This is a genomic window from Lawsonibacter faecis, assembly GCF_014287675.1.
GTDB classification, from domain to species: Bacteria; Bacillota; Clostridia; order Oscillospirales; family Oscillospiraceae; genus Pseudoflavonifractor; species Pseudoflavonifractor faecis.
Genome location: NZ_JACOPQ010000002.1, coordinates 316,593 through 342,305, shown reverse-complemented (window position 1 = coordinate 342,305; position 25,713 = coordinate 316,593). Strand labels below are relative to the sequence as shown.

Annotated in this window: 21 protein-coding genes; 18 read left to right on the top strand and 3 right to left on the bottom strand. The window is 65.4% G+C overall.

Going from position 1 to position 25,713, the window contains the following annotated elements; all coding sequences use genetic code 11:
- From H8S62_RS03850 to H8S62_RS03795, 12 genes are all read left to right on the top strand, one after another.
- Positions 1–1,776: a hypothetical protein gene (locus tag H8S62_RS03850; protein WP_186918523.1), complete on the top strand. Its 1,776-nt coding sequence runs from the start codon at positions 1–3 to the stop codon at positions 1,774–1,776.
- 54 nt (positions 1,777–1,830) lie between these two features.
- The gene (locus tag H8S62_RS18280; protein WP_207723448.1) at positions 1,831–4,644 is read left to right on the top strand and encodes a collagen-like domain-containing protein; all 2,814 of its coding nucleotides are present in this window, start codon (positions 1,831–1,833) and stop codon (positions 4,642–4,644) included.
- 3 nt (positions 4,645–4,647) lie between these two features.
- Positions 4,648–5,328: a DUF6273 domain-containing protein gene (locus tag H8S62_RS03840; protein WP_155152247.1), complete on the top strand. Its 681-nt coding sequence runs from the start codon at positions 4,648–4,650 to the stop codon at positions 5,326–5,328.
- Between the two features lie 14 nt (positions 5,329–5,342).
- Entirely contained in the window at positions 5,343–5,594 is a 252-nt protein-coding gene (locus H8S62_RS03835; protein ID WP_155152249.1) for a phage holin family protein, read from the top strand.
- A gap of 2 nt (positions 5,595–5,596) precedes the next feature.
- The gene (locus H8S62_RS03830; protein ID WP_155152250.1) at positions 5,597–5,818 is read left to right on the top strand and encodes a hypothetical protein; all 222 of its coding nucleotides are present in this window, start codon (positions 5,597–5,599) and stop codon (positions 5,816–5,818) included.
- Between the two features lie 233 nt (positions 5,819–6,051).
- Positions 6,052–7,614 carry a hypothetical protein gene (locus H8S62_RS03825; protein ID WP_186918522.1) on the top strand — a complete coding sequence of 521 codons (1,563 nt, stop codon included), beginning with the start codon at positions 6,052–6,054 and terminating at the stop codon, positions 7,612–7,614.
- Positions 7,615–7,710: 96 nt separating this feature from the next.
- On the top strand, positions 7,711–12,672 hold the full coding sequence (locus H8S62_RS03820; protein WP_186918521.1) for an LPD3 domain-containing protein: 4,962 nt from the start codon (positions 7,711–7,713) through the stop codon (positions 12,670–12,672).
- Positions 12,673–12,711: 39 nt separating this feature from the next.
- On the top strand, positions 12,712–13,605 hold the full coding sequence (locus H8S62_RS03815) for a PBECR3 domain-containing polyvalent protein (RefSeq protein WP_186918520.1): 894 nt from the start codon (positions 12,712–12,714) through the stop codon (positions 13,603–13,605).
- Positions 13,606–13,925: 320 nt separating this feature from the next.
- Positions 13,926–15,191, top strand: coding sequence for a hypothetical protein (locus H8S62_RS03810; RefSeq protein WP_186918519.1), 1,266 nt, complete (start codon positions 13,926–13,928; stop codon positions 15,189–15,191).
- A gap of 113 nt (positions 15,192–15,304) precedes the next feature.
- Positions 15,305–15,481, top strand: a complete 177-nt coding sequence (locus H8S62_RS03805; RefSeq protein WP_155152254.1) for a hypothetical protein — start codon at positions 15,305–15,307, stop codon at positions 15,479–15,481.
- Positions 15,482–15,552: 71 nt separating this feature from the next.
- On the top strand, positions 15,553–16,596 hold the full coding sequence (locus H8S62_RS17785) for a CdiA C-terminal domain-containing protein (protein ID WP_207723447.1): 1,044 nt from the start codon (positions 15,553–15,555) through the stop codon (positions 16,594–16,596).
- A 17-nt stretch (positions 16,597–16,613) separates the two neighbouring features.
- Positions 16,614–17,114, top strand: coding sequence for a hypothetical protein (locus H8S62_RS03795; RefSeq protein WP_186918518.1), 501 nt, complete (start codon positions 16,614–16,616; stop codon positions 17,112–17,114).
- A 351-nt stretch (positions 17,115–17,465) separates the two neighbouring features.
- On the opposite strand, the gene H8S62_RS03790 is transcribed toward H8S62_RS03795, so the two are convergent.
- From H8S62_RS03790 to H8S62_RS03780, 3 genes are all read right to left on the bottom strand, one after another.
- Entirely contained in the window at positions 17,466–17,780 is a 315-nt protein-coding gene (locus H8S62_RS03790) for a helix-turn-helix domain-containing protein (RefSeq protein WP_186918517.1), read from the bottom strand.
- Between the two features lie 42 nt (positions 17,781–17,822).
- A complete protein-coding gene (locus H8S62_RS03785; protein WP_155149322.1) occupies positions 17,823–18,041 on the bottom strand; it encodes a hypothetical protein in 219 nt (72 codons plus the stop codon).
- Between the two features lie 190 nt (positions 18,042–18,231).
- Positions 18,232–18,441, bottom strand: coding sequence for a helix-turn-helix domain-containing protein (locus H8S62_RS03780; RefSeq protein ID WP_186918516.1), 210 nt, complete (start codon positions 18,439–18,441; stop codon positions 18,232–18,234).
- Between the two features lie 148 nt (positions 18,442–18,589).
- On the opposite strand from H8S62_RS03780, the gene H8S62_RS03775 reads away from it, so the two are divergent.
- The 6 genes from H8S62_RS03775 (at position 18,590) to H8S62_RS03750 (ending at position 25,623) form a co-directional block, all read left to right on the top strand.
- Positions 18,590–18,940: a helix-turn-helix domain-containing protein gene (locus tag H8S62_RS03775; protein WP_173023456.1), complete on the top strand. Its 351-nt coding sequence runs from the start codon at positions 18,590–18,592 to the stop codon at positions 18,938–18,940.
- Positions 18,924–19,376 carry a M78 family metallopeptidase domain-containing protein gene (locus H8S62_RS03770; protein WP_155149328.1) on the top strand — a complete coding sequence of 151 codons (453 nt, stop codon included), beginning with the start codon at positions 18,924–18,926 and terminating at the stop codon, positions 19,374–19,376. The genes H8S62_RS03775 and H8S62_RS03770 overlap by 17 nt, the downstream gene beginning before the upstream one ends.
- 192 nt (positions 19,377–19,568) lie before the next feature.
- Positions 19,569–20,612 (top strand): hypothetical protein, encoded by a 1,044-nt coding sequence (locus tag H8S62_RS03765; RefSeq protein WP_186918515.1) that lies wholly within the window; start codon positions 19,569–19,571, stop codon positions 20,610–20,612.
- A 48-nt stretch (positions 20,613–20,660) separates the two neighbouring features.
- Positions 20,661–21,353 (top strand): hypothetical protein, encoded by a 693-nt coding sequence (locus H8S62_RS03760; RefSeq protein WP_155149331.1) that lies wholly within the window; start codon positions 20,661–20,663, stop codon positions 21,351–21,353.
- Between the two features lie 198 nt (positions 21,354–21,551).
- Entirely contained in the window at positions 21,552–24,254 is a 2,703-nt protein-coding gene (locus H8S62_RS03755; protein WP_186918514.1) for a molybdopterin cofactor-binding domain-containing protein, read from the top strand.
- A gap of 187 nt (positions 24,255–24,441) precedes the next feature.
- On the top strand, positions 24,442–25,623 hold the full coding sequence (locus tag H8S62_RS03750) for a PucR family transcriptional regulator (RefSeq protein WP_155149335.1): 1,182 nt from the start codon (positions 24,442–24,444) through the stop codon (positions 25,621–25,623).
- Positions 25,624–25,713 lie beyond the last annotated feature (90 nt).

The window sequence follows — 25,713 nt, the reverse complement described above, 5'->3', positions numbered from 1 at the left end:
TTGGCACAGATTTATTCCACAAATGATACAAAGGTGTTCGCGGTCCAGAAATGGCTGGGGCTCAACGAGAGCCCGGACGGGGACACGGGGCTGAAAATGGGCGAGGCGGCCGAGATGCGCAACTTCCGTGTGACAAGGGAAAATCATTTACAGGTGCGGCCCGGCTATGCGCCCATGGTCACGCTGGCGGACGGGCATCCGGTGCGCGGGGTGTGGTCCGGGTACGTGGCGGGCGCGTTCCACCTGCTGGCGGCCTGCGGCGGGCGGCTCTGGGACGTCCGCCCCGCCGATTGGTCCAAGACGGACTTGGGGGCCGTGGAGGACGCGGAGACCTCCTTTTTCGGGTTTTCCAGGAAGGTGTATCTTCTGACCGGGAGCGAGTACTACTGCTGGGACGGCGAAGGGCAGGCGGAGCCGGTGGAGGGGTATGTGCCCATCGTGGCCACCGCCACGGCCCCCTCCGGCGGCGGCACGCTGCTGGAGAGCGTGAACAAGCTCAGCGGGAAGCGGCGGCAGCAGTTCTCCCCGGACGGGGAGGACAAGGTGTTCCACCTGGTGGAGGGGGAGATTGACGAGGTGCTGGCCGTGGAGGGGACCGATATTTCCTGGACCGCCGACCTGAAGGCCGGAAGCCTCACCTTTGCAAGCGCCCCGGCCAAGGGGGTCAACACCGTCACCATCACCTGGAGGAAGGGCAGCGGCGACCGGGGAAAGGTGGCGGGGATGCGCTTTGCCGAGATGTACAACGGCGCTTCGGACAGCCGGGTATTCCTCTACGGCGACGGCACCAACGAGGCCGTTTACTCCGGGCTGGACGAGCTGGGGCAGCCCTGCGCGGAGTACTTCCCGGACCTGAACGTCATGGCGGTGGACAGCGCCAACACGCCCATCACCGCGATGATCCGCCACTACGACCGGCTGCTGGTGTTCAAGACCGACAGCGCCCACTCCTGCCAGTACGCCTCCATCACCCTGGCGGACGGCAGCGCGGCCCCGGCGTTCTACGCCAATCCGCTCAACCGGGAGATTGGCTGCGCCGCGCCGGGGCAGGCGCGGCTGGTGGACAACGACCCCCGGACCCTCTTCGGGCGGGGGGTGTACCAGTGGTCGCTGACGGTGGGAGCCAGCCGGGACGAGCGCAACGCCAAGCGGCTGAGCGACCGGGTGGAGGCGACCCTGGCCGGATTCGACCTGGAGCGGACCGCCGTCTTCGATGACGAGGAGGAGCGGGAGTACTATGTGGTCTGCGGGGAGCGGGCCTTAATCCACAACTACGCCAACAACACCTGGTACTACTACGACCACTTCCCGGCGGCCGCCATGGTGAAGGTGGGCGGAAAACTGTATTTCGGGACGCCGGACGGGCGGGTGATGCACCTGTCCCGGCAGTACCGTAACGATGCCCTGGAGCCCATCGACGCCTACTGGGAGAGCGGGAGCATGGACTTCTCCACGGACTGGAGGCGCAAGTACGGCTCGGTGCTGTGGGTGTCCATCAAGCCGGAGAGCCAGGCCCGGGTGACGGTGACGGCCCAGTCCAACGTGAAGTCCAGCTACATCCGGAAGGAGGTGGCCTCGGGCCTGTCCTCCTTCCTCAACACCAGCTTCGCCCACTGGAGCTTCGGCACCAACCGGAATCCCCAGGTGGCGCGGGTGCGGCTGAAGGTCAAGAAATTCACGTTCTACAAGCTGATTTTCTCCTCCCGCTCCATCTCGGCCACCGCCACCATCCTGGCGGCGGATTTCCAGGTGAGATATACCGGCAATGTGAAATAGGAGGGGGGCCACGCACGATGCGTAGCATCGGGTGGGGAGAGGACGAGCAACGCAATGGAGCGGATATCCGCCGACAGGCGGATGGAGCGGAAAGGAGTTTGTGAGGACGATATGGCGCTGACCAAATTTGAGAAGGATATGAAAATCGTCGCCAAGCTGGACGACGAGCCCAACGACGTGGGGGGCCTGACCCCCGCGGAGCTGAAGGAGAAATTCGACGAGGGGGGCGAGGCCCTCCAGACCTATCTGAACACGGTGCTTCTGCCTGAGCTGGAGGCGGCCGGGGTGCCGGCGATTGTCCGCAGCGGCGATATGACGGCGCTCAAATATCTGCGGCTGAACGGGGACCGTGTGCTGGAGACCTCGGCGGACGGCAGGACGTGGGAGGCCACCGGGTCCAGCGGGCACCTGATACTGGGCGGCGACGGCGCGGCGCTGCCCCAGCGGAGCCGGATGCGGTTTGCCAACTGCGAGGTGGAGGACGACGGGAGCGTCACCATCGTGCGGGGCGTCACCGGGCCGAGGGGGGAGAAGGGGGACACGGGAGCGCGGGGCCCCCAGGGGATTCAGGGAGCGCGGGGCCCCACGGGACAGGCCGTCATCCCCAGCGTGGACCAGAACACGGGACTGATGAGCTTTGCCGCCGGGGAGCTGGGGGCGGTGCCCGCGCCGGTGTACGTGAGAGGACCCCAGGGCCCCCAGGGCGTGCAGGGCAAGCAGGGAGACCCCGGCCCCCAGGGGTCCCAGGGGCTCCAGGGCGTACAGGGCCCGCAAGGTCCCCAGGGCCTCAAGGGCGGGGCCGGACCGGAGGGGGCCCAGGGTCCCCAGGGACTCCAGGGCCTCCCCGGGGAGCAGGGACCACGGGGCCTGGAGGGCCCCCAGGGACCGCGGGGCCCCCAGGGCATCCAGGGCGAGCAGGGTCCTGCGGGCGTCATGGGCCCCCAGGGACCCAGAGGCGAGGCGGGGCCCAAGGGCGACAAGGGCGACGCGGGCGCGGCGGGGGAAAAGGGCGCCCAGGGCCCCCAGGGCGTCCAGGGCCTCCAGGGTCCCAGGGGCCTCACCGGTCCCCAGGGCGAGCCGGGCCCCCAGGGCGCGGCGGGTCCCCAGGGCCTGCGGGGCGAAACCGGCCCCAAGGGGGACAAGGGCGATACCGGAGAGGCCGGACCCGCCGGACCCCAGGGGCTACAGGGCCCCCAGGGCACGAGAGGGGCCCAGGGCATCCAGGGTCCGGCGGGACCCCAGGGTCCCCAGGGGATTCAGGGGCCCAAGGGGGACCGGGGCCTGGACGGGCGCAGCTTCGAGATTGAGGACGTGTACCCCACCCTGGCCCGGCTCCAGGCGGCGTTCCCGGAGGGGGCCGCCGGGGCGTTCCAGGTGGAGGCCAACGGGGAGCTGTATATCTGGAGCGAGGCGAACCTGGCGTGGCAGAGCATCGGGGCGCTCCAGGGGCCGGAGGGACCCCGTGGCCCCCAGGGGGTTCAGGGTCCCCAGGGACCCCAGGGCGAGGTGGGCCCCCAGGGACCCCAGGGAGAGCGGGGGATTCAGGGGCCTATCGGCCTGACCGGCCCCGCCGGACCTAAGGGGGACAAGGGCGATACCGGGGCCGCCGGGCCCACCGGCCTGACAGGCCCCCAGGGGCCGAAGGGTGATACCGGGGCGGAGGGCCCCCAGGGACCCCAGGGCGAGCAGGGGATTCAGGGGCCCATCGGCCTGACGGGCCCCCAGGGCCCGAAGGGCGAGAAGGGGGATACCGGGGCCGCCGGCCCCAAGGGGGATACCGGGGCCAAGGGGCCCCAGGGCATCCAGGGCCTGCCCGGCGAACAGGGGCCCAAGGGAGACCAGGGCATCCAGGGCCCCAAGGGGGACAAGGGAGATACCGGACCCCAGGGCCCCCAGGGACTGAAGGGGGACCCCGGCGTGCAGGGTCCCCAGGGCGAGCAGGGGCCCCAGGGCGTCCAGGGCGCGGCGGGGCCCAAGGGAGATACCGGCGCGGCGGGAAAGGACGGCGCGGCGGGAAAGAGCGCCTATCAGCAGGCGGTGGACGCGGGCTACACGGGGACCGAGGCGGCGTTTTACGCGGCGCTGGTGAGTTTGAAGGATGGACCGTTTTTGCCGCTGAGCGGCGGGACCATGGCGGGGGACCTGAAGCTGGCGGAAAGCGCCGTCTTAGAGCTGGGGCAGTCCTATATTTCCAGCGACAGCGGGATACTCTCCCTGTGCCCGGGCAGCGAGATAGACGCGGCAAACAGCAAAATTACAAATGTATCGGCGCCCGAATTCCCGATGGACGCCGCCAACAGGGCGTTTGTGGACACACAGGCGGTCAAGTACGGAACCTGTGCGACGGCGGCGGCGACGCTGGCCAAGACGGCGGCGCTTCCCGGCTTTACCCTGGACAGCGGGGCGGTGGTTTGTGTGAAGTTCACCTACGCCAACACCAGCACGGCGGCCACGCTGAACGTCAACTCCACCGGCGCCAAGAGCATCCGGGCCAACGGCGGGGCCGTCAGGAGCGGGATGATCCGGGCGGGAATGTGCGCGCTGCTGCGCTATGACGGGACCTATTGGCAGCTGCTCAACCCGGCCGGGGCGGAGACGCTGGTCTTCACGGGCAAGAGCGTGGCCGTCTCCGCGTGGACGGCAAACGGCACCTACGGCGCCCAGGAGTACGGCTACCGTGCCGCCGTACCCTGTACGGGCGTGACCGCCTCCCACCGGCCCGACGTGGCTTTCGGGGCCGCCGACACGGTGAGCGGCAACTTCGCCCCTGTGAGCGACAGCTATGCGGGCGGGGTGTATATCTACTGCAGGGTCAAGCCGACGGCAACGGTTACCGTTGCCAGTATCGTATTTATCAAGGGGGAGTAAGGTATGACAGGACGGACGAATGCGGTGGTGACGAGAACCTCCGCGGCCTTCTACGCCGCCTCGTGGGCGGAGATCAACGCGGTCGCGCAGAGCGGCAGGGCGTCCCAGGCGTGGGCCCTGGGAGACGCGAAGGAGGTGACGCTCACCACGGGAGAGACCATCCTAATCCGCATCGAGGACTTTGACCATGACGACCTGGCGGGCGGCGGCAAGGCGCCGCTGACGCTGGGCATGAGCAAATGCCTGAACGCGGGCAGGCAGATGAACGGCTCGGCCTCGAGCAGCGGCGGCTGGGGACAGTCCGCCATGCGCGCGTGGATGCCCACACTGCTGGGACAGCTGCCCTCCGACCTCCGGGCGCTCATTAAGCAGGCCCAGAAAAAGACCTACGACGGCTACGGAAGCTCCCATATCGAGGTTACGTCGGATAAGCTGTGGCTCTTCTCGGAGGTGGAGGTGCGGGGGTCCACCTTTGTCTCGGCCGAGGGGGAGGGGACGCTCTACCCGCTCTTCCGCTCCGACGCCGCCCGCATCAAGACGGCGGGGGGCTCCCCGTCGGTGTGGTGGCTGCGCTCGCCGCATATCGGCACCGGGGTGCATTTCTGCTCCGTGGACGCGCAGGGCGGGAACGGCTCCACCCTGGCCAGCGGCACGGCCGGAGTGTCGGTTGGATTTTGTATTTAAAGGAGGCGCGGAGTATGGACGTTTCTTCCCCGGGCATCGGCGGGGTGGCCGTCGTCACGGTCATCTGCTTCCTGGCGGGGCGGCTCGTCGAGGCGACCGGGCTGGACAACAAGCATATCCCCGTTATCGTGGGCGCGCCGGGCATGTTCGTCATGCCGGACTTCCCCGCCGCGGACTGCATGACCGCCGCTGCCGTGGGCGTCGTCTCCGGCCTTGCGGCCACGGGCGTGCATCAGGCATATAAGCAGCTTAACAAGGGGGAGTAGGGATGGAGCCGGAAATTGCAGTGGCCCTCCTGGCCCTGCTGGGGACGCTGGGCGGGTCGTTCTTCGGCGTGCTGGCCTCCAACAAGCTCACCAACTTCCGCATTGAGGAGCTGGAGAAGAAGGTGGAGAAGCACAACAACCTCGTGGAGCGCATGGCTCTGGTGGAGGCCTCCGCCAAGTCCGCCCACAAGCGGCTGGACGAGCTGCACGAGGAGAAGGAGTAAAAAATAGGGGGCGCCGGACTTTTGGGGGCCCCGCAAAGCCACAGGGGCTCTGCGGGGAGAGGAGGGGCAAGGCTGCGCCCGCAGGCGCGTTTCGGAGGCCAACCGCCGAAGGCGGCTCTTAGGCCGGAGATGAGCGGAGTGAGGAATGCCCTCTCCCGCAGGCCGTTGCGAATGGAACGGACTTTGCCCCGACGAGGTCCGGCGCCCCATCCATTTTTGAGGAGGGAACGATTATGGCAAAGACGCTCGCGCAGCTTGAGGCGGAGAAAAAGGCCAATTCTGCGGCGTGGCACACGGCGAGCCAGGCGGACAGGGACCGGCTGCACGCGGCCAACCAGGAGATCCAAAAACAGATTGACAGCATGAGCGGCAGCACGTCCAGCTTTGACGACAAGAGCGGCACATGGACCACCGCCCCCAACCGCAGGCCCTCCGGGGGCGGCTCCGGCGGCGGGGGCGGTATCCCGTCCTCCGGCGGCCTGCCCAGCGGCTTCCAGGGTTCCGCCGCCGGAGTACAGACCAGCACCAGCCAGCAGGAACAGTGGCGGCAGGAGATGAACGACAATTCCGCGAAGTGGCATACAGCGGATGATGCGGCCAAAAAGGAGCTTGAGGAGCGGAATAAGTATCTGGCGGGTCTCATGGGCGGCTCGGTGAACTTCGATTCCGGCACCGGCACATGGAGCGGTGCGGCGGAGCAGCCCAAGCCGCAGGGGCCGCAGACCGGCGGCGTCAACGACTACTCGGACTATATCGAGGCCATGAACAGGGCCCAGCGGGAGGCGGCGCTGGCGGCGCTCCGGGCGGCCTACGAGAAGAATGTGGCCGGATTGGACCGCACTCAGGCGGGCATCGCCCCCCAGTACCAGAGCGCCCGGAACCAGGCGGCGGGCCAGTCCGAGCAGCGCAAGCGGGCCTTTGCCGAGTACGCCGCCGCCCAGGGCCTCAACTCCGGCGCGGGCGGGCAGGCCATGCTGGCGATGGGCAACGCGCTCCAGAACAGCCTCTCCGGCATCGGCCAGGCGGAGGCGTCCACCATGGCGGACCTGGAGCTCCAGCGCAGCCAAATGGAGACCGACTACAACAATGCCATCGCCCAGGCCGAGGCCCAGGGGAACTACGAGCTGGCCCAGCAGCTCTACCAGGAGAAGGTCCGCCAGGACGAGGCCCTGCGGCAGCAGATGCAGTGGCAGGCCCAGATGGACCTCCAGCGGCAGCAGATGCAGTTCCAGCAGGGGCAGGCGGATATCTCCAACCAGCAGTGGAACCAGCAGTTCCAGAGCGGGGAAGGGCAGTGGAACCGGCAGTGGGCCTACCAGCAGGCCCAGGAGCTGGCCCGGTACGGCGACTTCTCCGGCTATAAGGCCCTGGGCTACTCGGACGAGCAGATTCAGGGCATGAAGGACGCCTATGAGTACCGGAAGCAGCCCGCGGCGGCCCAGGCGGCGGGCACGGGCGGCGGGGGCAGTTCGGGGGGAACAGGCGGGCCGGAGAAGCCGGTGCTCACCTACGCCAACATGATGAACGCCGTGGAAAGCGGGAACATCACCCCCGCCGTCCGGGCCGCGTGGCAGTACTATATGGGCGAGCCCTGGCAACAGGAGGAGAAGACTGCCCAGGGCGGCACAATTACGGACATTTCCCAGTGCGGACCGGCGGCACAGAGCATCCTGTCCAGCGCCGCACGGGGCAATGCATCGGCAGGAAGCATTGCCGCCAAGGTGGATGAGGCATTGAAAACCGGCGCAATTACCGATGCAGAGGCGGACTTTATTTTGCGGTCAATCGGGTATTGATGAGGTGCTGCCGTGACAATTCAAGAGCGCATCGCCGCAGCGAAAAGAAGCCAATCGGGTCTCGCTCAGGTCGGCGGCCAGCGCGGAGAGAATCGTTTGCCGACCATCTCCCGGCGGCTGGATGCCGCCAAGAGCACAGGCGGACGCTTGGGAGGCGCGAGCATGGTGCCGGGGGCCGTGTCGGCCACCGCTCCGACTGCCGGCGGCGCGGGCGGCGAGGTGATGAGTACCGGGAAGTTTGGCCGCGGGGGGCCGCAGATTCGCGCCGTCGGCGCGGAGGAATTGCAGCTCCCCGCGGTACGGAGAAAATCGGTTTTGACGCTGCCGACCTTTAACCGCATTGATAACAGCCCCGGAGAGCCGCTTGCAAGTCCACAGGAGGTTCAAAACGTACAGGCCCAGATGAAGGGCCTGTGGAGGCCGTCCGACGCGCTGAGAGACGGCGTGGAGGACAAGAGCGCCAGGCGGGATGAGCTGGAGCGGCAGAGAAGCATCCTCCAGCGGGCACAGGGCCGCTACGAGGGGGCCTGGCTGGACAAGGTGGATATGAAGCCCGGAGAATCTGCGGCGGACGCTCTGAAAAGGGTGGAGGCTGAGCTTGCGGATACCGACCGGGAACTGGCGGGACAGCACTGGAACTACTACGCCGCGGACAACGAGGAGCAGCTTGCCCGTTTGGCGCGGCAGCCCGAGAGCGGGACGCTCTATGAGCAGGCCGGGACGGCGGGAGCGCCGGACGTGGTAATCGGGCGTATCCTGTCCGCACTGCAAAACGGCGGCGCCCCGGAGGGGGACCCCGCCGCTGTAGCGCAGATTCGGGAGCGGTTCGGCGTGTCGCCGGAGAAATCCGGGTCGACGGCGCAGTATATGAACGACCTGACCGCACTGCTGGGAACGGACCTGGAGACCCGGGATGTGCAGACCGAGGCCATTGGCGAGCTGAAGAGGCGGGGCTACAACTACAGCCGCATTTCCGGCTATGAGCGGACCAGGAAAGAGGCGGAGGAGTACGCCCGGAAGATGGAGGAGCGGCAGGAGGCGGCCAGGGAACATCCCGTTCTTTCATCGGCGGCGAGCGTGCTGGCCTCCCCGCTCCAGGGGCTGGACTTCCTGGACGCGGCGCTGCGGAGCATGGGGCCGAACAGCGACGAAAAGGACCTCTCCAGCTACGTGCCTCTGGACCCCTACGCCATGGAGGCAACCAATCTGGTGCGGACGCTGCGCGGGACGGTGGCTGAGGAGATTGAGAAAAACACCGTCTGGGAGATTGCAGGGCAGAACGCGGCCTCCTTCCTCTACCAGACGGGGATGAGCATTGCAGACAGCGCGGCCCAGATTGCCGCATTCGGACCCGCAGCCACCTACTTTATGGGGGCCGGCGCCGCGTCCAACCAGGCCCGGGACATTATGGCCCGGGGCGGGACCAACCGTCAGGTGCTTCTGGGCGGGCTGGCGGCGGGGGCCGCCGAGGCGGTCTTCGAGAAGTTCAGCATTGACCATCTGCTGAGTGCCAAGACGGTGGGGGGTGCTAAGGACCTGCTGCGGGAGACCCTGAAGCAGGCGGGGGTGGAGGCCAGCGAGGAGACCTTTACCGAAATTGCCAACATCCTCTCCGACGCGGCCATTATGGGCGGAAGCTCCGGCTTTGAGCTGGCCGTGCGGGATTACGAGGCCCAGGGCATGGGCAGGGAAGAGGCCAGGCGGCGGGCCTACCTGGACCTGGTGGGGCAGGTGGCCTGGGCGGGCGCGGGCGGCGCGCTGTCCGGCGGCATCATGGGCGGCGCGGTCCGTGGGAAGCAGTACCTGGGCGGGCGGCTGGGCGGCGTGGAGCTCATGCCGGGGGCCGCCGATACCCAGACGGAGGGGCGGCAAAAAGCCGCCTCCACGGGGGAGGCGGCGGAATATCGGGCGGAGCGGCCGCAGAACGTGGAACTGCCGACGGTGCCGGTTATCAATTTGTCGATGCAGACGGTGGCGGATATGAACGGAGGGGTCATGCCCAAGGCCGGGAACTACATCCGGAAAGCAGCACTGGAGAAAACGGAGGCACGTCTCGGCCTGGATAAGAACCCGGCCGCCTATATTGAAGCCAGCAATGTGACCAGAAATGGGGACGCTTATGTAATTAAAATAACGAAATCCTCACTAAATAAAATGCTATCCGCCAGCAGCTATCCAGAGCGGGTGGTTCCGTTGGAAAGCATCGCAGTTCTAAGCCAATTAGAGCGCATTGCCCAAAACGGCGTGTATTTCAGTAGCGAAGGAGACCGGCGCGGGCGGGCGCAGATTGCCGGGTATGACCATCTCATGACCACGGTATATATCGACGGAGTTCCATATCTGGTTGATATGCGTGTTCGTGTGGAGGATGAAAAAGCCGGCGGAGGAAATCGGCTGTATCACTTCACCCCAGAGACCATAGAAGTGACAAAAAAGAACGATGGCGCAGCATCCACGGCTGGCCGTCACGCGACCAGCGTTCGTAGCACGGATACTGCGCCATCTTCTGACCCCACTATAACCCAAGACGGGCCGGGTGTCAAGGGGAAGGATGCCCGGATGGTTGGCGCGGTATTCCTGCCGGGGAGCGGGCTTGACGCGGGGGACATGGGGCCCTACAATGGAGCAAAGGAGGCGGTCAGCTATGGAAGAGGAGAAGAGGCCCTTACCGGGCTACAAGGAGTTCCTGGAGCGGATGTATGGGGTGAAAATCGAGGAGCCGAAGCCACTGACGCCGGAATACCGCGAGGCGGTGGTTCGGAGAATGGAGGAATACAGGAAGCACCGGGACGAGGTGGAGGTGCTGGAGCGAGACTCCCAGCCTGGGCCGAAGGACACGTAGTCGAGAAAGCCTCTAACCCCGGCACCGTTCGAGCACAAGAGGCCGCCCGCAGCTTCATTGATGGTGTTGTTGTCGTATCGGACACTGCACTGAAGGGACAACACGAGGGCGCATGGGCATTGACCAGCGGAGGAACGGTTCTTCTCTCCGACAAAATACCGCCCGAGCTGGCGGAGCCCGTCGGCTACCATGAAGTCGTTCATGCGGTACGGCAAAGAGGCAGTGAAGTTTATCGCGCATTTTTGAGCCGGCTGGATGATAGAGTCAATTTCTCCGCAGATCAGGCGGTGTTCGTTTTGGATACAGTGGTAAAGAGCCGATTTGCCGGGAAAGACCTGTTGGAACTTAACGACGTTGAGCTGAAAACCGTCTACGATGAACTGAATGCCCTGGTTTGGGGCTACTACAAGGCGGACCCGGAGCACGCGCGGGCGGAGTTCGGAGGCGTTTTCACCGACTATGACGGCTATATCGCCGAGCTGGACGCCATCATGGAGGGGGCGCGGGGCGCGTATGCCGAGGGCGGAAGGACCCCGCCCGGCGGGGAGGGCGCGGCTCTGGACGCCGGGGAGCGGCGGGCCCTGGAGGAGGGCTGGAGAGACGAGGAGCCCGGCGTGAGGGCCGCCGGGCGGCAAAAAGCCGCCTCCACGGGGGAGGCGGCGGAATATCGGGCGGAGCGGCCGCAGAACGTGGAACTGCCGACGGTGCCGGTTATCAACCTCTCGCTTGACGAGGTGGCGCAGCTCAATGGCGGGACCCTTCCCCAGGACGGCGGGCATATCCGCGACACGGTCATAGAGAGGGCGAGAGAACGGCTCGGGCTCGATAGACACAGCGCGGCGTTCATTCCCGCGAGCAACGTTTTCCGCAACGGCGAGGAGTACGTCTTGAAAATCACCAAGGCGACGCTGAACAAGATGTTCAGCGTCGCGGACGGCGGACCAGTCCCGATTGAGTCCGCCGCCATCATGGAACATCTGGAGCGCATTGCGAACAACGGCGTGTATTTTAAGAGCGAGGGGGACCGAAAGGGCAGGCCGCAGATCAACGGCATCGACCATTTGATGACCACGGTCTACATCGACGGCACGCCCACGCTTGTGGATATGCGGGTGCGCCTGGTCCAGCAGGAAAAGGCTGGTCCGACGGAGAACGTGCTCTACTACTTCTCGCCGGAGACCATTACGCTTACGCCGAAAAAGGGAGACGGCAACACCCCGGCAGCGGAACGTCAGGCATTCCGCGGTGAGGCATCACCGTCTCCTATGGACACTATACCCCGGGCGGGGCCGGGTGTCAAGGGGAAGGATGCCCGGATGGTCGGCGCGGTATTCCTGCCGGGGAGCGGGCTTGACGCGGGGGCCGCGGGGCCATACAATGGAGCAAAGGAGGCGGTCGGCTATGGAAGAGGAGAAGAGGCCCTTACCGGGCTACAAGGAGTTCCTGGAGCGGATGTACGGGGTGGAAATTTCGGACCCGACGCCGGAGGAGCGAAAGCAGATACAGCAGCGATTGGAGCTTTACAGGCAGAGCAAACAGAAGCAAAAAGACTCCCAAGCTGGGCCGAAGGACACGTAGTCGAGAATGTGACAAATCCCGGCTCAGTCCGGGCGCAGGAGATTGCTAAGGGCTACGTGCCTGACATCGCTGTTGTGCCGGATGCTGTTTTGAAGGCTCGGCACGAGGGCGCGTGGGCGCTGACCAGCGATGGGACTGTTTTGCTCTCTGACGCCATTCCTGATGAACTGGCGGACCCAATCGGTTATCACGAGGTTGTGCACGCTGTCAAGCAGCGTGGAAGCGTTGAATATCGTGCGTTCGTAGACAAGACCGGGGAACTGCTCAACTACAAAAATACAAACTTGGAAGAAGAGTTTTTAAAGGCAATCGTGGATAGTCGCTTCCCCGGGAAAGTCTTCATGGAACTGAAAGACGTAGAGCTGGATAAGGTATTTGATGAAGTGAACGCGGTGGTATGGGGCTATTACAAGGCGGACCCGGAGCACGCGCGGGTGGAGTTCGGAGGCGTTTTCACCGACTATGACGGCTATATCGCCGAGCTGGACGCCATCATGGAGGGGGCGCGGGGCGCGTATGCCGAGGGCGGAAGGACCCCGCCCGGCGGGGAGGGCGCGGCCCTGGACGCCGGGGAGCAGAGGGCCCTGGAGGAGGGCTGGAGAGACGAGGAGCCCGGCGTGAGGGCCGCCGGGCGGTAAAAAACCGCCTCCATGGGGGAGGCGGTGGGGTATACGCCGATGGAGGCCGATGCGATACGATATGAGGGTAAGACCTTCCGAAATATCATCGCGGGGATCGACTCCAGCGTATCGGCATTCTTTGACAAATGGCGTTCCGGGAGAAAAGGAAAGCCGGATGCGAAGCTGGAAAAGCTGTACCTCGGAAAAATGGATGGGGAGACTGCGGCAAAGGTTGGAGACATTCTCGGGTATGAGATCGGGGCGCGGGACTTCATTGTGACAAACGATGGCGTGAAGCATATTATGGACACCCATGGAGACGCGGAGGGTGAAATCAGGAAGGGAAACGCTCCGCTCACGGCTGCGATTATTGATGCGCTTCCCGATGTGGTGGCGCACCCCGATGTGGTACGCCCTGGGAACATAGAGAAGAGCTCTCCATACCGGCAGGGCGTAATTTATGAAAAGATGCTTCCTGACGGAACCGCCGTGTACATCCAGTTTGACAATTCCGGGAGGGGGACTTTTGAGGGCAGAACGCTCTATGTAAAAGAAAAAGAAAGCTCCTCCTCCGGGGTGAATATCTCCGAGGAGACCCACACCTCTACGTCCAAGACGACGGAGCCCGAGCTTTCTTCTGACACCATCATACCCCAGGAGGGGCAGGGTGTCAAGGGGAAGGATGCCCGGATGGTCGGCGCGGTATTCCTGCCGGGGAGCGGGCTTGACGCGGGGGCGTGGGGCCCTACAATGGAGCAAAGGAGGCGGTCGGTTATGGAAGAGAAGAAGGAGCCGCTGAGCTTCGAGGAGTTTATGGAAGCGATGTACGGGGTGAAGCCCAGGGAGTTGACGCCGGAGGAGAAAGCCCATATCAGGAAACTGGTGGAGGAATCAGCGAGAAAAGACCAGCCGCCGATTGGTCAAAAGGACACATCGTCGAGCAACCGCTGAATCAGGCGTCTGTACGGGCGGGTGAACGGGCAAGCAGCTACATACCCGACGTATATACGGTTGAGGATGCGGCCCTGAAGAAGCGTTCCCCCGGCGCGTTGGCCATCACAAGCGACGGGGTGATTCACCTCTCAGATGCGATTCCTGAGCCGTTGGCGGATGCAATCGGATACCATGAGGTGGTCCACGCGGTCAAGCAGCGGGGAAGCGCGGAGTATCACGCCTTCCTGGAAGATATCGGAGGGCGCATTAACCCGCTAAGCGACAAGGCGGACGAAGTGCTGGGCGTTATTTTGCGCAGCAGATTTGGCGGGAAAGATTTGCTGGACCTTAGTGCCGGGGAATTGAAAACGGCCTATGACGAGCTGAGCGCGGTGGTATGGGGGTTTCATAAGGCGGACCCCGAAAATGCCAGGGCGAAATTTGCCGAGGTATTCACCGACTATGACGGCTATATCGCCGAGCTGGACGCCATCATGGAGGGGGCGCGGGGCGCGTATGCCGAGGGCGGAAGGACCCCGCCCGGCGGGGAGGGCGCGGCCCTGGACGCCGGGGAGCAGAGGGCCCTGGAGGAGGGCTGGAGAGACGAGGAGCCCGGCGTGAGGGCCGCCGGGCCCTACAGTGGAGCAAAGGAGGCGGTCAGCTATGGAAGAGGAGAAGAGGCCCTTACCGGGCTACAAGGAGTTCCTGGAGCGGATGTACGGGGTGAAAATCCCGGAGCCGACGCCGGAGGAGCTGGCGGAAGCAAGACGGTTCTTGGAGCAATATCGGAAACAGCACGAGGAACGAAAAGTATCCCAGGATGGGCCGAAGGACACGTAGTTGAGAACCCCCGGAATCCTGCGGCGGTCCGCGGCACAGAGCTGGCGGGCGCTTATATCCCCGACACCATCGTGGTGGAGGACAGTGCCCTGAAACAGCTAAATCCCGGCGCGCTTGCTATGACCAGTAACGGGACGATCTGCCTGTCCGACGCAATAGAGGCAGATATGGTTGATACTGTTTCTTACCATGAGGTGGTACACGCAGTCAAGCAGCGAGGGAGCGTGGAGTATAAGGCATTCCTGGGAGCTGTGGGCGGAAGGTTGAATTTCCAAAGTCCCTCCCTTGACTTTGTTTTGCACACCGTACGAAAAAGCCGGTTTGGTGAGAGAGGCTTTTTCGACCTCTCTCCCAGCGAAGTAGATACGGTCTTCGACGAGCTCAACGCCCTGGTCTGGGGACACTTCAAGGCCGACCCGGAGCACGCGCGGGCGGAGTTTGGGGGCGTTTTCACCGATTTTGACGGCTATATCGCCGAGCTGGACGCCATCATGGAGGGGGCGCGGGGCGCGTATGCCGAGGGCGGAAGGACCCCGCCCGGCGGGGAGGGCGCGGCTCTGGACGCCGGGGAGCGGCGGGCCCTGGAGGAGGGCTGGAGAGACGAGGAGCCCGGCGTGAGGGCCGCCGGGCCCTACAATGGAGCAAAGGAGGCGGGCGGATATGGAAGAGGAGAAGAGGCCCTTACCGGGCTACAAGGAGTTCCTGGAGCGGATGTACGGGGTGAAAATCGAGGACCCGAAGCCACTGACGCCGGAATACCGTGAGGCGGTGGTTCGGAGAATGGAGGAATACAGGAAGCACCGGGACGAGGTGGAGGTGCTGGAGCGAGACTCCCAGCCTGGGCCGAAGGACACGTAGAAGAGGGGGGGTATTGAACATGGGAGAGCAGAGAGAACCGCTGTCGCTGGACCAGCTTTTGGAGATGATGTACGGGGTGAAGTCCAGGGAGCTGTCCCCGGAGGAGAGCTTGCATCTGGAAAAGCTGATGGAGGAAGCCGCGAAAAAAGACCCGTCGCCGATTGGTCAAAAGGACACATCGTCGAGCGACCGCTGAATCAGGCGTCTGTACGGGCAGGAGAGCAGGCCAAAGGCTACATATCGGATGTTTACACGGTTGACGGCGCGGTGCTGAAAGAAAAATTTCCAGGAGCGTGGGCCGTTACAAGCGATGGCGTGATCTATCTCTCTGATTCGATCCCGGATGCATTGGCGGATGTGGTAGGACACCATGAGGTGGTACACGCCGTCAAACAACGGGGGAGTTCGGAATATCAGGCACTTTTGGATGACGTCGGAGGCAGAATCAACTACCGAGATAAAACTGCAAAAAAAGTTATGGATGCTATTTTAAACAGTCGATTTAGAGGCAAAAGCTTTTTTGACCTGAGCCCGGCAGAAATTAAGACAGCATATGACGAAATGAATGCCCTGGTTTGGGGCTATTACAAGGCGGACCCGGAGCACGCGCGGGCGGAGTTCGGAGGCGTTTTCACCGACTTTGACGGCTATATCGCCGAGCTGGACGCCGTCATGGAGGGCGTGCGGGGCGCGTATGCGGAGGGCGGAAGGACCCCGCCCGGCGGGGAGGGCGCGGCCCTGGACGCCGGGGAGCGGCGGGCCCTGGAGGAGGGCTGGAGAGACGAGGAGTCCAGCGTAAGGGGGCCTGGGAACGATGAAACGGATGCTGCGGACGGCTTTGATATTGGGGATAGTGGTCTTATTGAAACAGACTATCAGCCAATCTCCCCCAGTGGGGTCTACGACCCCGATGCAGCTCCGGGGGGAAGGCCGTCTCAGCTTTATCGCAAAATGAATGAATCGACGAGACGCTCCATCACCAGGGAAAATGAGGCCGCCCGGACGCTGGCACAGTGGGGATATGCAGTAGAGCAGCAGCCGGAGACCGGGGGCGCTAAAAAGCCGGATTACCGCATCGAGGGCAGGATTTTTGACTGCTATTCACCGCAGGCAGGGCAGAGTGCGAGGGGCATCTGGATAGGGATTCAAAAAAAGCTATCAAGGGGGCAGACAAGGCGGATTGTTTTGAGTCTGGACGACTGGGATGGGGACCTGGAGCAGTTGGTCCGGCAGCTGAACGATTACATTTTATTTGAGCTGGAAGAGGTCCTGGTTGTGCGCAGCGGTACGGTCACGCATATTTATCCGTGAGAAAGGGGGGGCTTTTGATGTCGATTGATATGGACTATATGGCCGGGGAGGAATTCATCACCGCAGAGGAGCTGGGGCAGGAGCTTGCGGCCTTCTTCGGCCTGAGCGCCGGTGACACTGTTCCGGAGAGGGTGAGCGAGCAGGTCGTCGTATTTGGCGGAGTGTTCGAGCCGGTGGGCTTTCTGGTATTTCATATTGTTCGCAAGGGCGGCATGTACCCTGGCGTATATGAATCCGCCATTTTGAAGAGGGATTTCCCCTATGAGCAGTCTGTTTCGTTCCGCCTGGACAAGGAGCGCAACATCCCCGAAACGCTGAACGTTGTCCTGCGGTTTGTCTGCCACCTGTTTCGGAAGTACCCTGTAAACGCGCTTTTAGAGGTGCTTGACAGGGATGAATGCCTGTTTGAGAAGGAGAGCGGGAAAATCTGCCTGCGCCCCGGGTCGGATTGTTTCAGCCCCGAGACGCTCCGGGCGTGCGGGATTGAGGCATTGCGGGCGGGCGCGGGAGAACACTGAAAAAGGACAGGGCGGCCGTCGGCGCTGTGTGGCGCCGACGGCCGCTTCCCGTTTGGCGGGGCTGCCCCTGCCGCGTATGGACCGCGCAGCGGCGGCCCCTCGGACTGGTGCGCCCCAGGGCGGTCTCTCTTGCCCCTTCGGGACAATTCACCGTCAAGAATCCCCTTCAATAGAAGTACCAGCCCCTGAAAAGGGGCTTCTTCGCCGGTGTACCCGCAAGGGGTACGCCGCATCCGTAAGGCGGCAAAGCCGCCGGCGGCTGCGCTGTGCGTACCGCATCTGAATGACAGCTTTAGGGTAGAAAGTACGCGCAGCGCCTTCCCTGAATGGCATTGTACGGGGGCATACGGCTCAGCCGTTGGGCGGCAGGCCCAGCTTATTGCGCCAGAGGTAGACCGAATTGCGGCTCACGCCCAGGCTGCGGGCAATCGCGCCGTCGGTCAGGCCCTGGGCGTGGAGGCGGAACAGGCCGGGCAGGTTCACCGACTGCCGGCGGCCGCCCCGCCGCCCCGCCTCATTGGGCGGGCAGCCGTTCAGCACGCGCCACATGAGGGCCGCGCCGGACGGGAGGGCGAGCGCCTCGTCAATTGCCGCGTCGGGCTGGGAGCCCATATACAGCGACTCGATTGCCGCCGCAAATTTGACAGCGGCTTTCGTGCTCGTCATGGGGGTTCCTCCCTTTCTCCTATGCGGCCGGGCGGGCCGCCGTCAATCGTATCTGGTCATGTCCAGGCCCATCTCCAGGGCCACCTGGCAGGGGTCTTCGCGCAGGAGCCGTTCAACGGCGGCCACGAAGGTCTCCCGGCAGACCTCCCGGCCCTCCCAGCGGAAGGTGGTCTCACCGCGCCAAATCTCCGCCCCGTCGGCGTCGCGGGCGGCGGGGCCGGCGTCCTGGGCGTCGCGGAGGGGGTAGGGGTTGAGAGACATCGGTCATCGCTCCTTTCTGCCCCGCGCTCCGGCGTTTTCCGGCCGCGGCGCGGGCTCTGGCATTGCCCGCCCCTCCCGGAAGAAAAGGGGAGTTTATGGGACAGGGGCGGGTATAAGATAGATATGCGGCCGGGGGACGGCGGATGATGGAGCCCCGTTCCCCCGCGCCATCGCAGGCGCGGGGGAGGGCTCAGGCGCCCGCTCCGCCGGCGTACAGGTCCTCAATGCTGCAGTGGAGCGCCCGGGCGATGCCGGGGAGCAGCGTGCTGGGCGGGCGGCGGACGCCGTTCTCCCACATGGCGACGGTACTGGGGCTTTTCAGGTCCAGCCGGAAGGCCAGCTGCGCCTGCGTCAGTCCCCGGACCCGGCGCAGCTCCCTGATGCGGAATTGGTTGGACATTTCGATTACCTCCTGAATCTCAGCTTGTGAATTCAGTATAGTCTCAAAATGTGAATTGTGCAATTGGCATTGTCCACAAAATTCTCAATTTGTGATTGTACTTGATTGTTCACAATCTGTGATGTATATTGTGGATGAGGTGAGCGAAATGAGAATTAAGGAGCTGCGCGAGGCGCGCGGCCTTCTGCAGAAGGACCTGGGCAGGGCGCTGGATATCGCCGCCAACACCCTGAGCCAGTATGAGAATGGAAAACGGGAGCCCGACCTGGAGACAACGCAGCGCATCGCGGATTTTTTCGGGGTGTCCGTGGACTGCCTGCTGGGCAGGGAGGGGCGGGAAAAGGCGCCCGGCGCGGGAGAGGGAGTTACGCTGGACAGCTTCACCTACGCCATGCAGGAGGAGACCAGGGACCTGACCGAGATGGACAAGCAGATTCTGCTGTCCATGGCGAGGCAGCTCAACGATGCGAGGAAGCGGAGAGATGGAGAATCTGGATAGCCTGTATCAATGGCTGTGCGGCGAGGGCGTTTTCCTGTTCGACAGGCAGCTCCCGTTCAGCAATGATGGGACCAAGGCGCTGACCATACAACTGAACGGGGCGGACGCCTGGGGGATTTTTCTGGACAAGGGGCGGATGAAGACCAGGGCCGAGGAGGAGTCCGCCGCCCTCCACGAGGCCGGGCACTACGCCACCGGGGCCACCCATAGGGTGTGCAGTCCCTACGACCTGGTGGAAAAGCATGAGCGCAAGGCCGACAAGTGGGCCGTCGAACGCAAGCTGTCCGCCGAGGAGCTGGACGACGCGGTGGCCGAGGGGTGCACCGAGCTCTGGTCCCTGGCGGAGCGCTTCGGCGTGACGGAAGAGTTCATGCGCAGGGCCGTGTGCTGGTATACCTACGGAAATCTCGCGGTGGAGGAGTATATGAGCTTTTAGGCCCTGCTTGAAACCCGTCGGCACGGCTGACCGGCGGGTCCTTTCCCGCCTGGACGGCCCGGTGATTTCTTGAAGCCCGCCGGGATTCCTGGGAAGAAGCTGCCTGCCACACGAAAAAAACCGCGCCGCCGGGCGCATTGCCGTGGATCGGGCAAGGCCTGGACAGAGAGACTGATGGAGGGGGAGCCCAAGATGAGAGAGAGAACCCTGCGGGAACAGTTTTACCGGGGCGGTACGCCCATGAGATGGCACTGCTTTTTGCTGTACGTGCTGCTGCCGCTCCAAATTCTCATGTGGTTAATCAGCATTCCTGCTGTGTTTACCCAGCAGGAGTATCTGCGGTGGACCGAATTCGAGTGGATAAGCGAGTTTAATGGCGTCTGTACCGTGGTGATTTTGTGCGTCCTCCTGGCGGCCGAGCTGGGACTGGCCTGCAGAGCCTGGCTGGGCCCCTGCGCCATAGTCGCGGCGCAGGGGGCGCTGGTGATCAGCTACGCCGTAAACATCATCGCGGGGGTCGTCCTGGGCACGGGGGACGTTTTCATCTGGGCGACCGCGGGGCAGCTGTTGTGCGCCGCCCTGTTCGGGGTCCTGAATTGGATTTATTACAGAAAGCGCCGGGCGCTCTTCCTGCTTGAGGAGGACGGCGGGCGGCAGTGTGCGGACATGGAGACGGACGCGGCGGGCCTGCCTGAAAGGGAGGGCTCTTACTACTTTGCGCCCCCGCCCGTACAGGCGGCCGGAGCGGCCGTGGCGGCGGAGGAGCGGAGGGTCTGCGGGCCGCTGGACGCGCCGGAGAGGGGGGCACGCAGGGGCGCGCCGGTGTGGCTGGCGGCGGCGCTGGGCGTGCTGTGCCTGGGGCTGGCCGCCGGGTGCGGGATTCTGGGGTGGCAGAGCGCCGGGGCCGCCGCGGAGCGGGAGAGCCTGGCGGCGGAGAACGCCCGGCTGGCGGACCGGGTGGAGCGCCTGGAGGCGGCCGCCGGAGTGTACGAGAGAAAGCTAACCGCCTATGGGAACACGGTGGACAGGCTGGAGGAGGAAAACCAGCGGCTGTCGGACCTGGAGCGGGTATATTATCTGTATAAAAACAGCATCGGGTATCTGGTCGAAGGCTCGCAGTTTTACCATACGGCGGAATGCGCGGTGTTCCTGTCTGCGGACGCCTATTGGGCCTACAACAAGGAGAACTGCGCCCGCCTGGGGTATTCGCCCTGCCCCCTCTGCTGGGGAAAGTGAGCGCCCTGCCGGTTGGCGGGTGAAGTTGAGAGAGGGGCGGTTGATGGTATGGAGCCGACGGAAGAGATGCTTGCGCGGATCAGGGGCAGATATGGGCTGGAGCCGCCCAAGGCGCGGGAGGAGCGGCCCGCGCCCCCCGCGCCCCTCCGCCGGGGAAGCAGGAGGCCGCCGGAGCCCCGGGCGGTGGAGATTCTCCCGGGCCGGGCCGTGGGCGCTCTGGCGCTGGGCATGGCCAGGGAGGAGCTTGAGGCGGCCCTGGCGCGCAGGCGGGCGGCGGAGGCAGAGCTGGACGACCCCGCCGCGCCGCTCTATCCGGGGCCGCTGGGGCTTGATTACGGCGGCTGCGGCGGCGTGGAGAGCGTGCGGTACTTTGTGACGCCCTACGAGCTTTACCTCGTGGACTACGAGGGCGGCCGCGCGGTGAGCATCGGCGTCCAGCGGGACGTGCTGGCGCGGTACGTCCCCACGCTGTACGGCGTGAGCGTGTTCGAGACCCACGCGGAGGAGCTGGTGGCCCGGCTGAAGGCCCGGGGCCCGTGCACCTGCGGCGGGCCGGACGAGGAGCTGGGCTGCGCCTATACCTTTGAGACCCTGGGGCTGAGCCTCTGGCGGGAGAGGGCCTTCCACCCGAAGCTGCTGGAGGACGGGGCCTTTGCGCAGGCGTTCCGGGGGGAGCTGCTGGAGGAGGAGATGCGCTATTGGTACTTTGAAATCGTCTCCGTGCACAGGCCGAAGAAGTAGAACCGCGCCGAAAGGGCCGCCCGCCGGGCGGCCCTTTCGGTTTATATGCACAGAGAAACGCGGTAAACTTTGTGCGTAATAGACCGGGCGGGGGAGGGGAAAAAGCTGGTATAATGGAGGCGGAATAAGGCGGACAGCCTTGCCGCCCACGGCCGGGAACGGGCGGAGGGGCGGAAAAACGACGGGCGGGGGTCGCATATGGAAAAGGAACGCATTGAATTTACGCTCAACGGGGAGCCGGTCTCCTGCTGGTGCGGGGCGGGGGAGACCCTGCTCCAATATCTGCGGGGGACGGCCTGCCTGCGGGGGGCCAAGAACGGCTGCGGCACGGGCCACTGCGGCGCGTGCACCGTGCTGCTGGACGACAAGCCCGTCCGCTCCTGCGTGACCAGGCTCAGCCGCGCCGCGGGGCGGCGGGTCCTCACCATTGAGGGGCTGCGGGGCGCCGACGGCGGGCTGCACCCCATCCAAAAGGCCTTTCTGGACGTGGGGGCGGTGCAGTGCGGATTCTGCACGCCGGGGATGGTGCTGGCGGCCAAGGCCCTGCTGGACCGGCGCCCCGACCCCACGGAGGAGGAGATCGCCTCGGCCCTGGAGCACAACTACTGCCGCTGCACGGGCTACGTGAAGATCATCGAGGCCGTCCGGCTGGCCGGAGCCCGCCTGCGGGGGGAGGACCCGGGGCTTGAGGCGGTGCGCACCCTGGAGCACACCACGGTGCTGCAGGGGAGGGGAGCGACGGCCCGGCCCCGCCGGGTGGTGGGCAGGTCCCTCCCGGACCTGGACGGCCCGGCCAAGGTCCAGGGCACGCTGGAGTACTGCGGCGATCTGCAGCGGGAGGGGATGCTCCACGGGGCCTTCGTCTGGGCGCCCGCCCCCAGGGGGGTCATCCTGGGGCTGGACGCCGCCGGGGCGGAGGAAATGCCCGGCGTGCGGCGCGTCCTGACCCACGCCGACGTGCCCGGCGAAAACCGCCTGGGCACCTTTGAGCGGGAGCAGCAGGTCTTCTGCGAAAAGGAGTTCTATTTCCTGGGAGATATGCTGGCGCTGGTGGTGGCGGAGACCGAGCGGCAGGCCAGAGCCGCCGCCGCGGCGGTCCGGGTCCGCTGGGAGGCGCGGGAGGGGATTTACACCATCGCCGCGGGGCTTGAAAAGGGCTGCGTCCTGGCGGAGAGCGGGCGGAGGATCGGCGACGTGGCCGGGGCGAAGGCGCAGGCCGCCCTGGTGGTCTCCGGGGAATACGAGCTGGAGCGGGTGGAGCACGGCTGCCTGGAGCCGGAGAGCGCCGTGGGCTGCCTGGAGGACGGCCGCCTCACCGTCTACGCCACCACCCAGTCCCCCTTTGAAATCCGGGCCATGCTGGCCCATGTGATGGACATGGACGAGGAGAAGCTGCGGGTGGTGGGCACGCCCCTGGGCGGGGGCTTCGGCAGCAAGTGCGACGCCCACATCGAGGCCGCGGCGGCGGTGGCGGCCCACGCGCTGGGCGCGCCGGTAAAAATCACCCTGGACCGCCGGGAGTCCCTCCTCCTCTCCACCAAGCGGCACGCCTACCAAACCCGGTACGAGGCGGGCTTCGACGCCGACGGGGCCATCCGCTATCTGGACGCCGCCCTCTGCTCCGACGCGGGGCCCTACGACAACCTCAGCTCCGGCGTGCTGATGCAGAGCTGCATCTTCGCCGGGGGGCCCTACCGCATCCCCAACATCTCGGTGGCGGGCAGGGCGGTGCGCACCAACAACGTGCTGGGCGGGGCGTTTCGGGGCTTCGGCATCAACCAGGGGGCCGTCTGCATTGAGACCCTGCTGGACGAGGCCGCCGAAAAGCTGGGGCTGGACCCCTTCGAGCTGCGCCGCCGCAACGCCCTGCGGGCGGGGTCCCTCACCGTGGGCGGCGAGAAGCTCCGCCACAGCGTGGGGCTGCTGGACACCATCGACGCCTGCGAGAGGCTCACGAGGGAGGCGCTGGCGGAGTACGCGCCCCGCTACCCCCGGGGGGACAAGGCGCTGGGCGTGGGCGTGGCCAGCGGGTACAAGAACGTGGGCGTGGGCAAGGGCGTACCCGACGACGGCGGCTGCATCCTCACGGTCAAGCCCGACGGGCGGCTGGAGATGCGGGTGTCGGGCATCGACATGGGCCAGGGCTTCCGCACCGCCATGCTCCAGCTCTGCGCCGAGGCCGCCGGGTGGGAGACGGGGGAGATCGACGTCGTCTCCGGCGACACCGCCCGCACCCTGCGCCACGGGCAGGCGGTCAGCGAGCGGCAGACCCTGAACTCCGGCCGGGCCGTGGTGGAGGCCGCCGCCCGGCTGAGGGAGGTCCTGGAGAGGGACCCCTGGCGGCCGGGGGAGACGCGCTCGGCGGAGTACTACTTCAGGGCCCCGCCCACCTACCCCCTGGAGGACGGGGAGGCCCGGCGGCGGGAGGGGGAGGAGTACCGCAATTACCCCGCCTACGCCTACACCACCCAGGCCGCCATCGTGGAGGTGGACCGGGGGACGGGGGCGGTGAAGGTTCTCAAGGTGGTGGCGGCCCACGACGTGGGCCGGGCCATCAACCCCCACATCATCGAGGGGCAGATTGAGGGCAGCTGCTCCATGGGCATCGGCTACGCCCTCGGGGAGTCCTTCCCCTCGGTGGAGGGCGTACCGGTCAATCTCAGCTACGGGAAGCTGGGCCTGCCCCGGATCGGGGAGACCCCCGCCTATGAGCTGGCCCTGGTGGAGGACCCCGAGCCCCTGGGGCCCTTCGGGGCCAAGGGCATCTCCGAGGTGGCCACCGTCCCCATGACGCCCGCCGTCCTCAACGCCATCCACGACGCGGTGGGCGTGCGCATCCGCACGCTGCCGGCCACGCCCGGCCGGGTGCTGGAGGCCATGAGGAGGGCCCGGGGCGAATAGGGGGAAGGCCCCACAGACTGGTGCGCCCCAGGGCGGTCTCTCTTGCCCCCTCGGGACAATTCACCTCCAGGAATTCCGATCAACAGGAGCATCAGACCCTGAAGGACAGCTTTGGGAAGAAATTTGAATGACGGCTTTGGGGCGGAACACGCACTGAATGCTTCACTGAACGACATGGGGGGATGAGATGGTCAGCGTCAAGGATCTGCTGGAGCTGGACGCCTTCCGCGCCATGGAGCTGGCGGCGGGGCGGCGGGGGCTCCACCGCCGGGTGTCCTGGCCCAATATCGCCCAGACGGAGAGCATCCGGGAGTGGCTCATGGGGGGCGACGTGATTTTAATGACCGGCGTGGGCCTGGCGCACACGGCGGAATTTCTCAATCATATCGTGCGCCAGGCGGTGGAGGGGGAGGCGGCCTGCCTCATCATATGGCTGTGCGACGATCTCATCGCCCAAATTCCCCCGGAGACCGCCGCCCTGGCAGACGAGCTGCGCCTGCCGCTGCTGACCGCGCCGTGGGACACCCACATCGCCGGCCTTATCGGGGAGATCTCCACCCGCATCCTCACCGACCAGTACGGCGAAAACGCCATGAACGAGCTGCTGGAGATGCTCCTCTTTCAGCGGGAGCCGGTGCCGGAGGAGCTGATGGCGGCCTTCGTGGAGAAGTACCGCCTGACCGGGCGGCATCTGGTGGCGGCGGCGGAGTGCCGCTGGGAGAGCGGGGGGGACGGGGAGGGACCCATGGGGGAGCTGCCCTCCCGCCGGCAGGTCAACAGCCTCATCATCCAGTCCCTCAAGAGCGCCTTCCCGCAGACCTACTACATCAGCCGCAACTGGAACCCGGTCTTTCTCCTCCGGCTGGAGAAGCGCCAGGAGGCGGCCCTCCGGGAGGTGCTGCTGGCCGTCCGGGAGAAGGCCGCGCGGGACTACCCCCGGCTGGAGGTGCGCTTCGGCGTGGGCGGCGCCTGCGGCGAGCCCGCCCTCTTCGCCCGGAGCTGCCGGGAGGCCATGAAGGCCCTCAGCCTGTGCGGGCCGGAGGGGGTGACGGCGTTCTCCGAGCTGGGGATCTTCCAGCTGCTGATGGAGGTGCCCGACCAGAAGCGGGTGCGGGAGTACGCCCTGGCCCAGCTGGAGCCCCTGATCGCCTACGACGCCAAGTACGGAAAGAACCTGCTGCGGACACTGGAGGTCTATCTGCAGGCCAACTGCAGCCTTGTGAGGACCGCCCAGCGCATGTACCTGCACCGCAACACGCTGGCCTATCGGCTTGAGAAGATACGGGAGCTGCTGGACCTGCCCATCGAGGAGGCGCAGGCGCGCAACCACCTCTATAACTGCCTGAAAATCTACCGGTACGGCAAGTAGCGGGCCGCGCCCGTGCGCGGCGCCGGAAAAGAGGGCGCAGAATTGTGGCGCGCGCACGAATCAAAGGGCCGCCGGGTGTGCTATAGTGGA

Bases quoted from the DNA above. Each gene is read 5' to 3' on its own strand.
- H8S62_RS18280 (WP_207723448.1), top strand. From the start codon at position 1,831: ATGGAGCGGATATCCGCCGACAGGCGGATGGAGCGGAAAGGAGTTTGT.
- H8S62_RS03765 (WP_186918515.1), top strand. From the start codon at position 19,569: ATGAGAGAGAGAACCCTGCGGGAACAGTTTTACCGGGGCGGTACGCCC.
- H8S62_RS03825 (WP_186918522.1), top strand. From the start codon at position 6,052: ATGGCAAAGACGCTCGCGCAGCTTGAGGCGGAGAAAAAGGCCAATTCT.
- H8S62_RS03755 (WP_186918514.1), top strand. From the start codon at position 21,552: ATGGAAAAGGAACGCATTGAATTTACGCTCAACGGGGAGCCGGTCTCC.
- H8S62_RS03785 (WP_155149322.1), bottom strand. From the start codon at position 18,041: ATGTCTCTCAACCCCTACCCCCTCCGCGACGCCCAGGACGCCGGCCCC.
- H8S62_RS03750 (WP_155149335.1), top strand. From the start codon at position 24,442: ATGGTCAGCGTCAAGGATCTGCTGGAGCTGGACGCCTTCCGCGCCATG.
- H8S62_RS03780 (WP_186918516.1), bottom strand. From the start codon at position 18,441: ATGTCCAACCAATTCCGCATCAGGGAGCTGCGCCGGGTCCGGGGACTG.
- H8S62_RS03835 (WP_155152249.1), top strand. From the start codon at position 5,343: ATGGACGTTTCTTCCCCGGGCATCGGCGGGGTGGCCGTCGTCACGGTC.
- H8S62_RS03815 (WP_186918520.1), top strand. From the start codon at position 12,712: ATGGAGGCCGATGCGATACGATATGAGGGTAAGACCTTCCGAAATATC.
- H8S62_RS03805 (WP_155152254.1), top strand. From the start codon at position 15,305: ATGGGAGAGCAGAGAGAACCGCTGTCGCTGGACCAGCTTTTGGAGATG.
- H8S62_RS03830 (WP_155152250.1), top strand. From the start codon at position 5,597: ATGGAGCCGGAAATTGCAGTGGCCCTCCTGGCCCTGCTGGGGACGCTG.
- H8S62_RS03840 (WP_155152247.1), top strand. From the start codon at position 4,648: ATGACAGGACGGACGAATGCGGTGGTGACGAGAACCTCCGCGGCCTTC.
- H8S62_RS03795 (WP_186918518.1), top strand. From the start codon at position 16,614: ATGTCGATTGATATGGACTATATGGCCGGGGAGGAATTCATCACCGCA.
- H8S62_RS03790 (WP_186918517.1), bottom strand. From the start codon at position 17,780: ATGACGAGCACGAAAGCCGCTGTCAAATTTGCGGCGGCAATCGAGTCG.
- H8S62_RS03770 (WP_155149328.1), top strand. From the start codon at position 18,924: ATGGAGAATCTGGATAGCCTGTATCAATGGCTGTGCGGCGAGGGCGTT.
- H8S62_RS03760 (WP_155149331.1), top strand. From the start codon at position 20,661: ATGGAGCCGACGGAAGAGATGCTTGCGCGGATCAGGGGCAGATATGGG.
- H8S62_RS03775 (WP_173023456.1), top strand. From the start codon at position 18,590: ATGAGAATTAAGGAGCTGCGCGAGGCGCGCGGCCTTCTGCAGAAGGAC.